8 protein-coding genes and 2 tRNA genes are annotated in these 14,295 nt (G+C 39.6%); 8 read left to right on the forward strand and 2 right to left on the reverse strand.

Going from position 1 to position 14,295, the window contains the following annotated elements; all coding sequences use genetic code 11:
* Positions 1-52 precede the first annotated feature (52 nt).
* The 4 genes from F3G98_RS00135 (at position 53) to F3G98_RS00150 (ending at position 7,676) form a co-directional block, all read left to right on the forward strand.
* A complete protein-coding gene (locus F3G98_RS00135) occupies positions 53-1,936 on the forward strand; it encodes a hypothetical protein (RefSeq protein WP_149725580.1) in 1,884 nt (627 codons plus the stop codon).
* 104 nt (positions 1,937-2,040) lie between these two features.
* Positions 2,041-7,353: a TonB-dependent receptor gene (locus tag F3G98_RS00140; RefSeq protein ID WP_149725581.1), complete on the forward strand. Its 5,313-nt coding sequence runs from the start codon at positions 2,041-2,043 to the stop codon at positions 7,351-7,353.
* Between the two features lie 126 nt (positions 7,354-7,479).
* Positions 7,480-7,555 (forward strand) — tRNA-Phe (locus F3G98_RS00145).
* A gap of 30 nt (positions 7,556-7,585) precedes the next feature.
* Positions 7,586-7,676, forward strand: a tRNA-Ser gene (locus F3G98_RS00150).
* A 453-nt stretch (positions 7,677-8,129) separates the two neighbouring features.
* Here F3G98_RS00150 and F3G98_RS00155 read toward each other — a convergent pair.
* Together F3G98_RS00155 and tupA are read right to left on the reverse strand one after the other, a co-directional pair.
* Positions 8,130-10,373 (reverse strand): molybdopterin oxidoreductase family protein, encoded by a 2,244-nt coding sequence (locus F3G98_RS00155; RefSeq protein ID WP_223231272.1) that lies wholly within the window; start codon positions 10,371-10,373, stop codon positions 8,130-8,132.
* Between the two features lie 258 nt (positions 10,374-10,631).
* Positions 10,632-11,450: a tungstate ABC transporter substrate-binding protein TupA gene (tupA, locus tag F3G98_RS00165; protein ID WP_103558927.1), complete on the reverse strand. Its 819-nt coding sequence runs from the start codon at positions 11,448-11,450 to the stop codon at positions 10,632-10,634.
* A 71-nt stretch (positions 11,451-11,521) separates the two neighbouring features.
* Between tupA and tupB the strand changes: the two genes are divergently transcribed.
* The 4 genes from tupB (at position 11,522) to F3G98_RS00185 (ending at position 14,281) form a co-directional block, all read left to right on the forward strand.
* Positions 11,522-12,214 (forward strand): tungstate ABC transporter permease TupB, encoded by a 693-nt coding sequence (tupB, locus tag F3G98_RS00170; RefSeq protein WP_149725582.1) that lies wholly within the window; start codon positions 11,522-11,524, stop codon positions 12,212-12,214.
* A 9-nt stretch (positions 12,215-12,223) separates the two neighbouring features.
* The gene (gene tupC / locus F3G98_RS00175; protein ID WP_149725583.1) at positions 12,224-13,177 is read left to right on the forward strand and encodes a tungstate ABC transporter ATP-binding protein TupC; all 954 of its coding nucleotides are present in this window, start codon (positions 12,224-12,226) and stop codon (positions 13,175-13,177) included.
* A gap of 245 nt (positions 13,178-13,422) precedes the next feature.
* Positions 13,423-14,118: a TorD/DmsD family molecular chaperone gene (locus tag F3G98_RS00180; protein ID WP_103642982.1), complete on the forward strand. Its 696-nt coding sequence runs from the start codon at positions 13,423-13,425 to the stop codon at positions 14,116-14,118.
* Positions 14,108-14,281, forward strand: coding sequence for a twin-arginine translocation signal domain-containing protein (locus tag F3G98_RS00185; protein ID WP_021085020.1), 174 nt, complete (start codon positions 14,108-14,110; stop codon positions 14,279-14,281). Before F3G98_RS00180 ends, F3G98_RS00185 begins: the two co-directional genes overlap by 11 nt.
* The last annotated feature ends 14 nt before the right edge of the window (positions 14,282-14,295 follow it).

The following is a 14,295-nucleotide window of genomic DNA, read 5'->3' on the forward strand; positions in this document are numbered from 1 at the left end:
TATATGTTTTATAAATTTGTCCGATATGGCTTAGAATACAACGAGGAAAGATATGAAAGAAAAAAAGCTGATCATAAAAGACATTCAGGGTGAAATTTACGTCATAAGCCAAGATGGAAGCATAAAAATGCTAAAAGATGGCGATGAAATTTACGCTGATCAGAAAATTTTTACTAAAAATTTAGATGCCAAGATCACTTTAGAAGGTGGCGAGGAGATAAATTTAAACGCTCATCAAAGCGTAAATTTAGATGAAATTTTAAAAATTTCAACAAAACCAGCAGAAGAAAAAGGCGAGAGCGAGAGCGGATATGGATCATCGGCGAGCGAGGGCATATCTTTAAGTGCTGCTAGCTTTGCTACAAGCGGACATAGCGCAAATATCCATCAAATTTATAACCACCACAGATCTTTAGAGTCAAACGTAAGTAGCGCCCAGCCAAGTGAGCTAAAAAGCGTCTCAGGTGCCTCTAGCACGCTGGTAGAAAAAAGCGGCGGCGCTGCAGAACCAAAAGAAGAGCCATTTATAGATACCATAAATGTGTTAAATGTCACAAACAGAGGACTGGACGCAGATATCTGGCTTTATGACTCCGTTAGAAATGGTGGTCGTTTACTTGATTATTATGATATAGAGCATAATAGCAAAAGCATACTAAAAGAGTGGAGTGCAAGCCATCACGTAAGTGCGACAAGTACTTTTAATGACCTATATTACTATAGTGGGCAACAGGCTGATCCTGGATATTTCGACACATCAGATCCAGCTAAAGCTAGCAGACTACGCGACCGTACTCCGACAGCTATGGAGCTCGCTAGGATAGGCAGAGCTTCAAATGCAGACTATGCCAATGATAGACTAAGCGAAAATATGACCAGCCCCTTCAAGCCACACAATTTAAACGGACACTATAAACTATATGAGTCCAAGATAACAGCAGATGGAGTGATGGTCAGTATGGATGGCTGGATATTTATAAAAAATCGTAGTGATATTAATAATTTTTATTATAATGAAAAGCCTGAAAGGCAAAGTATGAAGTTTGAATTTGATAGTAGAGAAATTTCATGGCAGCCATTTGCATCGGCAAGTAAAAATGGCGGCAGGGATGAAGGCGGTATCATACAAAACGTAAGCACAAGTAGCCTAAATTTAACAGAAGACTACGGCTTTTATAAAGTACATATAGAAGTATCTGATGATAGATATAGTTATAGTTTTATAGCATTCTCTGGCATCAGCCCTAATAAAATTATTTCAAATGACCCTAATATAAAACTAGTCAGCAATGCCTACATGGAGGCTCTTGAATACAATCATCTTGTGACAAAAGAGAGCGATACGTTTTATAAGGCAAAAGAAACAAATGGCGTGAGATTTGGCGATAATGCAAGCGATTTTGATAAGCCATTTGACCTAAAATTTGAAGGCACTAAAGACGTTGGTAGTAACGATGATGATAAATTTATCTTTAACTCACACGATATCGACGCAAAAGGCGGTATAGACACACTACTTTTTACCCAAAACGTGGATCTAACAAAGATAGATGAGCTAGATAAGCGCCTTGAAAGCTTTGAGCGCATCGAGCTTGACGGCACAAAGGCAGTAAAACTAAAGCTAAACGGGCAAAACATAAGTGATATGATAGACTCAAACCCTACCAAAGGGCCTGATGGCTTAGAGAGCCTAAACACCATCCTTAAAATTTCAGGCGATAGTGACGACGTGGTGCAACTAGTTGGAAATTTCGTAAAGGCCACAAATGGCGAAGTAGCCGCCCTAAATGCAAAAAATAGCGTCATCGGAGCTGATGATAACAAGCTCAATGAGGTTGGTGGCGAAGCGGTCAATCAAGTCTATAAAGGTGAAAACAACGCTGGACAGACATTTTTTGTCGAGATAGATAAAAACGTGCATGTCGAGGTGATGTAGTAAATTTACAAGAGCTAAAGACCTCATCCAAAAAGCTACAAAACTATATAAATTTTAAGAGATTTTCCGATACTACAATACACACATTTTACAGGGATGAAAAAATGCCAAATTTTGACGCCATAAGGATCGGCGTTATCAAAAAGATCAAGGGTGAAGCCATCGCCATAAGCAGGGACGGCACTATGAGGGTGCTGCACAAAGGCGATGAAATTTACCTTGGTGATGATATAAAAACGAGCGAAAACTCGAACCTTACCATTGTTTTTGATGACGGCGAAAAGGCTTATGTCGGCTTTAGTTCGGTATTTCACACTATAAATGTCTTTGCTGAGCACAAAGGCGAGCTAGTCATCCCAAAAAACGCAAATATCCTTGAAAATCACAAAGAACACGCAAATGACGATGATCAAATCTCCCATCAAGAGCTATCTTCTCACGGCTCATCATCGCAATACTCTGCTTCAGTGGGCAGTGGTGGCATCAAATTTGAACTAGGCGGCCACTACTCAAATATCTACGACTTCTACACTGGTTTGCGCGCTCTTGAAGCTAGGTACGATGAGGTCAAATGGCCAGTTGGTGGGACTATAAAAGGGGCATTTTATAGTGCTAAAAGCACTATAAACTCACAACCAGAGCCAAACATCGTGCTAAATTTTAACCTCACAAGCGACACTGGCGAAAAAAAGGGCTTTTTAGGAGGAGCGCAGCTAAACTCGCTACCAAAAACACCTGATGGCAAGAAAATCATCACAAGCATAGGCGTTGATATCCCAGACGTTGCTAAAAATGGCGATATCATCACGATAAAGACAAATATGAAAGGTGGCGGCAAAACTAGCAACTACAAAGTAAATACGATAACAAACGAGCTAATCCCAGTTGATAGTACCGGCACGCCCACTGGCGCGCCTCCTATACCTATCGTAAATGGCAAAGCAGAGATCACTGGGGTTGAAATTTTAAACCATGGCAAAACTACCGTGACAAGCTCATACACCACTGGTGGCAGGACATTTACCGCACCGCCAACTGCCTATGAGCTAAACGACACGCCAGCCATCTCAAAAGTGACAGCCACGCTTGATCTTGATAAAAATGGCGACGGCGTGATAGATGCGACCGAGCTAGGATATGGCAGTGGCACGCAAACTAGCGGCATGAAATTTGTAGTGCCTGACGAGCTTAGCACTGGAGATAAGATCACGTTTAAGCTAAATGAACCAGGCAAACCGCCAACCCAGAAGAAATTTACGCTAGATAAAGAAAATGGCACGGCAACTGACGAGGACGGCAACACCTATACATTTACAACCGATGAAAATGGCGCAGTTAGCTTTAGCGTGCCAAACATCGCAAACATCACGGCAGGAAGCAGCATAGAAACTGGCGTAGTTGATAAATTTGGCAACGTCTCAGCCACAAGTACTACACCAAGCAGCAATGTAAGTGACACCGTCAAAGTGACGCTAACAGCTGATAAAAACGGCGATGGGCTAATAAGTAGCAACGAGATAGGAGACGGCACTTCAAAGGTTGAGATAAATTTACCTCGCACTATAAAGCCAAAAGAGAGCGTCACTATAAACATAGGTGGCTCGCCAAAAGAATTTGTCGTAAGCGATGATGGCACAAGCGTCTATGATAAAAATAACCCAAGCGTAGTAGTGCCAATAGTTAATGCTAAATTTGAAGTGCCAGGCATAAGCGTACCAGTAACACCTGGCTCAAGCGTATCTATAAATACAACGGTTAATGACGAGCATGGTGCGCCAAAACCAAATGGCACAAGCAGCCAAACCACCCCAAGCGTCGTAGTAGCTCCACCTGTAAAATCAGCCAAGATAAGCTTTGATAGTGATCTAGGTCCTAATAATAGAACTCCAGATGGCAAGATAGATACCTCAGAAAACAGATACAATGACGGCGACCCAACAAAGACCGAGGCCTCTATAAAAATCCCAAGCGTGATAAAAGAAGGCGATAAGATAGCCATCGATGTCACCAACCCAGACGGCAGTAAAACGCACAAAATTTACACATATACTAATGGCAAGATAATCGCCCCTGATCACAATGAAGTGCCACTAAATGATGGTAAATTTAAGATCACAGTGCCAATAGAACATGGCAAAACCACAAGTATAACGACGACCATGATGGATAAGGCTGGTAATAAAGGCGAGAGCGACACAAATGAGATAAAATTTAGTGACAGCCCAGTGGCTAAATTTGTCAAAGACGCTGACGGAGATGGGCTCATAGATGACACCACCGGATCTATAACGACCTCTGATGTAAAGGTCTATCTCCCAAGTAGCGCAGTGCCAAAAGATGAGCTAAAGATAAGCATCCTAAACCCGCTTACCAACAAACAATCAACCGTAAGCTACATCCTAGACGATGATGGCGTGCATATGATAAACAAAAAAGATCCAAGCGATATAAAAGTGATAAGTGACGGCGCTATCACCATACCAGACGTGACGGTAAGTAGCAAGCGTCCGACCCTAGTCGATGCGACCCTTATAAAAGATGACGGGAGTACGATCTCTGGCACTTCAAGTGGTAGGCTATTTGCCTTTGGCGTGCTTGACTATATAGACGATGTAAAGCTTGTTACAAAGATAGATAATGCCGATATCCACTCCGCAAAATACCTAAACGAAGAGGACTACGAGCATATCATCTCGACAAGTCAGTATGAGTCAAATCTGGCCCAAAAGATAAACTACAACATCGCTCTTACAAATGACGAACAGCCATACATTAAATTTGGCATAAATAAGCCTGACACCACAAGCGACGGCAAAGGCTACGTGCTAATCGAGATAAAAGACGAAAACGCAAATGTAAGTGATAGCTTTATAGCCAAGATCGAAAACAACACCGTCATAGCAGACTTTGAAAAGGTTGGCAAAAAGCTAGATAGGACTCACCACATCATAGACGCCACCTACGTGGGAACTGACGGCGTGCCACAAAGAGATGATAACCTAACTATCACAGTCGATCTTGACTCAAAGCCTGATAAGCTAATAGAATCTGACTTTGATAATATAAAAAATAGCTCTGGCAACTACGCTATAAATTTTAGCGGCAAAGGCGAAGCTGCAAATAATCCACACGATGAAAAATCAAAAGATGTAGAGGTCATAGATGCTGAGACATCTGAGAAGACGACACTGACACTTGATAGAAATTTAAGCTACTCTGGAAGCTTTAACGTAGCACAAAACACTGGTAGCAAAAACTACATAGTAGAAAGACTAGATGATGCAGGAAATTTAGCTGTTCAAACCGTAACTATGGTGGCAAACAAAGGGCTTGATGTTGATATGTGGTTTTTTGACTGCACTAATAGAGAATTTATGGATATATATCCAGAAGTAACAACCCATATACAACATCCTCATGGACCAATCTATGATAGAAAGGATCTTAACGACAACAAAGCAGGATATGGATACCACGTAGCTAACCACTATACACAGTGGATGGAGTGGGCTGGCGTTAGTGCAACTACTACTTATAATGAGCTTTCTTTTCAAGGAGGTAAAGACTGGGAATTAAGCTCAACAAGACCTCACAAAGAAGAGCTAAATATGGACGATATGGCAAAAGTAGGTCACTCTCCATATGCAAAGGATACCGATCACACTGGGGCGCATTACAACCTAAACAAAACAGGAAACTACGTCCTTGAAGAGGCAGAGCCTGTAGGAACTGATCTGATCATGAAAATGAAAGGTTGGATATATATAAAAGAAGATGGTCAATACAACATAGCTGCAAAACACTTTCAAGATATGGTAGATGTAAAAATAGCAGATGAAAGTTTTGGAAAGTGGGCATATTGGTTTGGTTCAGGAGATAATGGTCCCCATGGACAAACTCATCCTTATAATCTAAAAAAAGGATTTTATAGGATAGAGGTTGATTATGTCGATAGAACAAAAGACACACTCTTAGACATAATGATAAAGAAAAGCTCACAAAACCCTAGCGACTATAAAATCATAGGCTCAAAAGATAGTGGCACGCACCTTTTTAGTGATAGCTACGTAAAAGCCCTACATGACAAAGGATATGTTAGCGATGAAAAAGATGGTCTTATAGCTGGTAAAAAGGGGTATAGAAGCTTAATAAATCAAGAAAAAGATACAAGCAAACCAGCAAAATATTTTGGTGATGATGCGGATGATTTCAATAAAGTAATACACCTAAAACACAACACAGACGCTCTTGAAGGTAGCAACCTAAACGATGTCTTTATCTATAACGGCAAGAATATAGACGCAAAAGGTGGCGTTGATAAGCTGATATTTGTTGAAGATACAAAACTAGAAAAGGTGAGTAATCTAAACGATAATCTAAAAAGCTTCGAACGTCTGCAGCTAGGCACAGAAAACCAAGCTGTTTCAATATCTTTTAACACAAAAAATGTTCTTGACATAATAGACTCTAGAACAACAAAGATCACAGAGGGCGAATACTCAACTCTAACAACCGTATCTGGCACTGAAAGCATAAACACGGTTTTAAAAATACTAGGGGATAGTAACGATATCGTAAAACTAATAAACGATGGCTCAAATAAATTTGAATTAGCAACAAACGAAGAGGTGACTTTGCTAAACTGGAAGCACAGCAAAGCCATAGGTGGTAGCTATAATAAAGTAGAAACTGACGGTAACGGACATATAAGAGAATTCCAGCCAGATCCAACGCATAACCCAGACGTGTGGAAAACATATAAAGATGCAAGTGGTAAGCCGATCATCGACTCCTACGACACTCCAGTAAATCACGTCTATAAAGGCACATACACTGATGGAGCTAACACAAAAACATTTTTCGTCGAGATAGATAAAAATATCAAGATCACTCACGAGGGAGATGATCAAAACAATACATTTACCTACGAAGGCAACAAGATAGACGCAAAAGGTGGCGTTGATACGCTCATCTTTACTGAAAATATCGATCTTAGCAGAGTGGATGATCTAAATGATAAACTAAAGAGCTTTGAAACTTTACAGCTTGGTAGCAACAGCACTCAGGCAGTCTCGATAGGGCTAGACGCTAAAAGTGTGCTTGATATCATAGACTCACAAGTAACAGATGGTGGGCTAAAAAGTGTAAATACCGTGCTAAAGATCAAAGGCGACAATAACGACAAAGTGGCACTAGAGGGCAAAGGCACTATCTTCGCGCAAGCAACAGACAGCGAAGTAGCGGCACTAAATTTAAAACATAGCGCTTTAGGCGATACACATAACCAAGTAGCTATTGATAGTAGCGGTCACGCTGTAAATCAAGTCTATAAAGGCGTATATGGCAGCGGAGCTGGCGCACAAACATTTTTTATCGAGATAGATAAAGATGTAAGTGTAGTAAATTTGGTGCATTAAATTTAACTCTGTCAGGCTAAAATTTATAGTTTTATATTTAAATTTCTTAAAAACAAAAGCTTCTTATAGATTTTTAAACTTAGTTTAAATATTTAAAATGTATAATCCAATTTCTTTTATCAAGGTGGTTGGATAGCTCAGTCGGTAGAGCAGCAGACTGAAAATCTGCGTGTCGGCAGTTCGATTCTGCCTCTAACCACCATTTCTTTTTAATAAAATTTTTCATAAACATGGACAGATGGGTGAGCGGCTGAAACCACACCCCTGCTAAGGGTGCAGCTCTTAATCGGGGCTCGAGGGTTCAAATCCCTCTCTGTCCGCCACCACTTATAAACAATCACAAACTTTTACCAACTTTTGCAAACATTGAACCGCGATTTTAACGTTATTTTAAAACTTTATTCAAAAAAAACAAACAATAGCAAACTATTATTATCATAACTTTTTAGCTGACTATTTGACTGACTAGCTCAAAAAAACAGCCAAAACATTTGCCTTAGTCAGCTAAAAGAAAAACAATACCTATACTCTCACGCCAATTAGTGATCACAGAATTTAAAAGTTAAAGCCAACAAAGCTTTTAGCCGACGCATACAAGCTTTAAAAACCTAAGAGCCTTGATAGATGTAAAAATAGAGATAGAACTTCATAGCAATTTTATATAACCCATTCTTACTATGAAATTTCATCTAGAAACAATAGAAAATTTTAGTTAATAAAAGTTGATTTGCTATGAAAATTTGAATTAAAAATTCAAGGGCATTGCGCCCTTGAAATTATGATCTAACAGGTGAAAGATAAGGTTTTTCAGAGTGCATAGACATCTCGTTTTGTTGTCTAAATGCTATATACTCCTCTTCGCTTAACCTTTTTATGTTAGCTATAGTGATCTTAAGAGGTGTGATACCTGAGAGTGGATCGTGGTCTTGTGCGTTTGCAAGCTCGTTACCGTCAGCCTCACTATAGTGGAAAGTCGTAAATATCGTGCTTTCTCTAAGGTCAGGATTTACGCGAAGTTTAGCTGCGATCCTACCACGTTTATTCTCTACCATTGCGTAGCAGCCATCTTCTAGCTCTCTTTCTCTTGCGATATCAGGGCTTACTTCGATTAGCGGGCCTTCGATGCCAGCACCATACTCTAGCGGTGGGCACTCTCTTGTCATCGTTCCTGTGTGGTAGTGATAGACTTTTCTACCTGTTGTAAATAGGCAAGGATAGACCTCATCAGGCACTTCGCTCATAGCACCTGAACCTACTGGATAGCCATCAGGTATATGCATTTTGGCTTTAAATTCAGCCTCCATGCTCTCACGCTTATCTTTGTCGTCAGCATAAAGTACTGGAGCTAGGCGGAATTTACCATCAGGTAACATTGATTTGTGATCAGTATAAAGATCAGGTGTGCCTGGGTGATCTTCATCAGGGCATGGCCAGCTGATGCCACCTAGTTTTTCAAGTCTATAGTAGCTGATACCGCCAAAGAATTTAGGCATTAGTTTTCTAAGCTCGTCCCAAACCTCTTCTGCGCTTAAGAAGTCAAATCCCTCAAGTCCCATTGCGTTTGCGATGTTGCAAACTACTTTCCAGTCAGGCTCTACACCACCTACTGGCTCGCTTGCTTTTCTGGTTCTTTGAACGCGGCGAGATGTGTTGATAAATGTTCCATCTTTCTCACCCCAACCAGCTGCAGGTAAGACGACATCGGCTTTTTGAGCACTTTCAGTAAAGAATAGATCTTGTACGATAAAGCAGTCTAGGTGGTGTGTAGCATGCACAAAGTGCTCTGTCCAAGGGTCACTCATAACAGGATTTTCGCCATAAACGTAAAGCACTTTTAGCTCGCCGCTATCCATCTTATCAGGTGCGTATGTTAGTTTAAAGCCAGGCACTGGATTAAGCTCGAAGTGCCAAACTTTACGAGCTTGCTCTTGTGCATAAGCGCTATTTACTGCACCTGCTGGGATGACGTTAGGTAGTGCGCCCATATCGCATGAGCCTTGAACGTTGTTTTGGCCACGAAGTGGATTTACTCCAGCGCCTTTTTTACCTAAATTTCCTGTTAGGATAGCTAAATTTGAAAGTGAGAATACATTTGATGTACCGTCGCTAAACTGAGTGATACCCATAGTGTAGCAAATAGCAGCGCTACCAGCTTTTGCATACATCCTAGCAGCCTCAGTGATAAGCTCTTTTTTGACACCAGTCTCACGCTCAAATCTCTCAGGAGTGAAGTCTTTTACGGCTTCTTTTAGATACTCAAAACCCTCTGCATATTTTTCGATAAATTCTGTATCTTGTAAATTTTCAGAGATGATGATGTTCATCATTGTGTTTAGTGTTTTGATGTTTGAGCCAACTGGAATTTGCAAGAATATATCGGCTTTTTTAGCCATATCGGTGCGTTTTGGATCCACAACGATCATTTTTGCACCACGCTCTAAGCCTCTTTGCATCTGCATAGCGATGATCGGGTGGCATTCGCTTGTATTTGTGCCTATTAGTAAAAATACATCTGTATCAGTCGCAAACTCAACAAGATCGTTTGTCATTGTTCCGTTTCCAAGGGTGCTGGCAAGACCTGCCACTGTTGGAGCGTGTCAAAGACGAGCGCAGTGATCTACGTTGTTACTTCCTAAAGCGCGAAAGAATTTTTGAAATACATAGTTGTCTTCGTTGTTTGAACGAGCTGAACTAAAGCCCATGATAGAACTTGGACCATATTTTTCTACGCTATTTTTAAAAGTCTTTCCTAAAAATTCATAAACCTCTTCAAAGCTAACCTCTTCGAGTTTGCCCTCTTTGTTAAACTCTCCGTTTAGTTTTCTCATCATTGGTTTAGTTAAACGTTTTGGAGAATTTACAAATTCCCAACCAAACATACCTTTTAAGCACAACTCGCCATCATTTACATGGTGGTTATCAGTCGGCTTTGCATCGACTATCCTACCGTTTTCTACGATAAGGTCTATGCCGCAACCAGTTCCGCAATACGGACAGGTTGTTTGAACAATCTTTTGCATAGATTTCCTTTCAAGTAATATTTCTAATAGTTCGGTTATTATATACCTTATAAAATAAAAGTAGTTTTAAAATTAATTATTTTATTTAAAAAAAATTTAAGTAATATGCAAATTTTGCATATTACTTTGACGCTGAATTTACGGAGCTTTTTACCATTTTTTGTCTTATTTTAAATTTGGTTTTTAGCTTAAGTGATTAAAAATAAATTTAAAGATTATGAAAATTTATAAAAAATGGGCGATTGCTCGCCCTTTGAATTAGTTTTTGCGTGTGTTTGCGTCTGGAGTGAAAAGTGGCTTATCAAGAAGTTTGAAGTCGCCTATAAATTTCTGACCCTCTTCGCTTGTCGCCCATTTTATAAATTTCTCTGCATTTTCGATGTCAGTTTTAGGGCAGTGTTTTGGATTTACTGCGATTAGAGAGTAGAAGTTTTTAAGGTCGTTGTCGCCCTCGTTGATGATGACCATCTCAGGATGACCTTTTTGGTTTGCTTCATATTTAATGTAAGTACCGCGGTCAGTAAATGTAACGCCTTTTTGCTCAGCAGCAGCATTTATCGTAGCTAGCATGCCTTGACCTGTTTGCATATACCAGCTATCTTTTTCAGGGACTTCGCCAGCGATCTTTTTCCAGATGCCTTTTTCTTTATTGTCTGTGCCTGATTTGTCGCCACGTGAGAAGAATTTGATACCATCTTTTTTGATAAGCTCAAAGCTTTGTTTGATATCTTTACCTTTAAATTTATCAGCGATTGATTTATCAGCGATAACGACGAAATCATTGTACATTACGGCATTTCTTTTTAAGCCAAAGCCTTTTTCTACAAATTCTTTCTCAACTTTTGGTGAGTGAACGAAAAGTACGTCAGCGTTGCAGTCTTCGCCAAGCTTTAGAGCTGCACCTGTACCAACAGCTGTCCATTTTATATCAACACCTGTTTTAGCCTTATAAACTGGATAGATCGCGTCAAGCAAGCCAGTGTTATCTGTACTTGTTGTAGTCGCCATGATTAGTTCATTGTCAGCGCCAAATGCCAAAACTGCGGCTGCTAGTGAGCCTAAAATAATCTTTTTCATTTTTCTCCTTTTTAGAAAATGTGGTATTATAGCATATTAAAATAATATGAATAAAAAAATAGGAATAATATTTGGATTTTTTACTTAATGGCTTTGCAGAAGCTTTTAATCTACTTTTAAACGGCAACCTTGAAACATATTCAGCCATCAAGGCTACCCTTTACACATCAAGCGTGTCGATACTTTTTGCCGTTCTTATAGGCTTTCCGCTTGGTTTTATACTTGGCTTTTATGACTTTAAAGGTCGCAAAATTTTACGCCTTCTAAGTGACACGGCTCTTGCTATGCCAACGGTTGCTATTGGTCTTATTTTATACGCATTCATCACTAGAAATGGCCCACTTGGTAGTCTAAATTTACTCTTTACGCTAAAAGCGGTCATGTTAGGCCAGTTTGTGCTTGCCCTTCCTATCATCATCTCGCTTACTGCAAGTGTGGTTGAAAATATGGAGAAAAAGCACTATCTAACTATCCTAAATTTACGCCTTGCGCCAGCAAAGCTAGTTTTTTGCGTGCTTTATGAGCTGCGTTACGCTCTCATGGTGGTTATCGCCACCGCATACGGCAGGATAGTCGCTGAAGTGGGCGTTGCGATGATGATAGGCGGCAACATCAAGTACTTTACCAGAACGATCACCACAGCCGTTTCGCTTGAAACAAACAAGGGCGAATTTGCCATGGGTATAGCGCTCGCGATGGTTTTGATATTTATCGCATTTTTAGTAAATTTAGCGATCTTTGCGCTAAGAAAACTCGACAAATAGGAGCAAATTTTGATAAAGATAAGAAATTTACACCTAAACTACGGCAAAAGCGAGATCCTAAATATCCCAAGCCTTGATATAAATACTAAAAAGATAACCGCTCTAATGGGCAGCAACGGCAGCGGCAAAAGCACGCTCATACGTGTGCTCTCACGCTTGCAAAGCCCAAGCAGCGGCGAAATTTCACTCTGGGGTGAAAATAAACCAAGCCTTGAAATGCTGCGTAAAATTTGCGTTTTGCTGCCAGAGCCTGCCCTTTTAAAAAGAAGTGTGAGAGAAAATTTCAAAGTCATTTTAAAAAGTAGAAATTTACTAAGCGAATTTGAGGAGCGAACTAGCGAAGCTCTGGCACTTGTGGGACTTGATGAGAAGTTTTTAGACAAGCGCCACTTTGAGCTAAGCTCAGGTCAGACGCAGCGCATCGCATTTGCTTTGGCACTTTCTTTAAGAGCGCCATTTTATCTGCTTGATGAGCCGACAAACAGCGTTGATATCGGCACTTCAAAGCTTTTTAGCAAGGCTATAAATTTGATGCACGAGAAATATGGCTGCGGCTTTGTCATTGCAAGTCACGACGAGAAGTGGCTTAGCATGCTAGCAAACGAGTGCGTGTTTTTGCACAAAGGCAGAGTCTGCGAGTTTGAATACAAAAATATCTTTGAGATAGAGGGTGGCGTGCTAAGCTTTGGCGATAATGCGAAGCTAAATTTACCTTCAAATTTTAAAGGTAAAAGCAAGATCACGATCAATCCAAGCAAGATAAAAATTTCTAAAACAGGTGGTGAGGGTCAAATTTCAGGGATTTTGCACTCGGCATCGCTCTATATGGGTAATGAAAAGCTATTAAAGGTCAAAGTTGGCGACTTTTTGATCAAAATTTTTAGCCACGATGATGAAATTACAAAGATTGGCGAGCAGGTATTTTTAAAATTTGAAGATGGCTCGATGCTAGCTTTAGAGTAAAATTTACTCCCACTTTTTAAATTTAGCCCAAATTTAAAAATGGATATCAAAAAAGAGCTAAATTTTAATAATCATGCTAAAAAATCATATCTTATACAACTCCCTAAAAATAGCATTTATAAATATGCAATCAAGGCATATTTAAGCTTTTTTTAACTTTTCTAATTTATTTTATTTTAAGCCACATTAATAAGGCAATTAATTGTATAGTTTCAGTGTCATTAAAAAACTATTTAAGGAAAAAGGTGAGCACAAAAGAGGAATTTGCAGCTGGCAGAAAACTTTACTACGCTACTTTCTCTAAATTCTTCGTATTTAGTGAAGATGAAAAGAGATTTGATGGCCTTAGTAAAATGCTTGATCTTATCAAAGAATATAGCCTAAACGATGAAGTATCGCAAGCTGCTACTAATATAAAAAGTAAATTTAATGAAAAAAATCCAGAGAATTTGATCACCGAATTTGATGACATTTTTCACACTCCGCCAAGTCCGCTTCGAAACTCGCTCTCTTTTTACGATGAGGGATATGAAGTGGGTCATGCTTGCGCTAATGTGCGTAAAATTTTAGCTAAGACAAACATTAGAAGAGATGAGAGTAAATTTAAAGAGAATGAAGATAACGTGGGCTTTGTCTTTACGCTGATGAACGAATTTATCGGTAAATTTGACGAGTGTGAGGAGGAGCTTTTTAAAAATATTATAAATCCAAACATTGATGAGTTTATAGAGAATTTATATGAGCATAAAAATAGTGAAATTTACAAGGATGTGGCCATTTTGCTAAACGAATTTATCGCGTTTGAGCGCGTGGCACTAAACTCACCAAAACCAGTCAAGATGGACCACAAAAAGAGCGATGGTCTTTCAAGATCTGAAAGCATAAGAAGAGAAAAAAACAGGATAAGAAAACTAAGAACGGAGGGTACATATGCAAAATAGACGCGAATTTCTAAAAAAAGTTGGTCTAGTTGGCGCTGTGGCAGCAAGTGGTGCGGTAGCAGCAAATGCTAATGAAAATTTAAAATCAGGAAAAAGTAAAAAGACCGAGGTGCTTTACAAAAGAAGCAAATACTGGGAACTTTACTACAAACAAGCAAAATAAAATTTGATAGAAAT

The organism is Campylobacter concisus, from assembly GCF_902460895.1.
Taxonomy (GTDB): domain Bacteria; phylum Campylobacterota; class Campylobacteria; order Campylobacterales; family Campylobacteraceae; genus Campylobacter_A; species Campylobacter_A concisus_BC.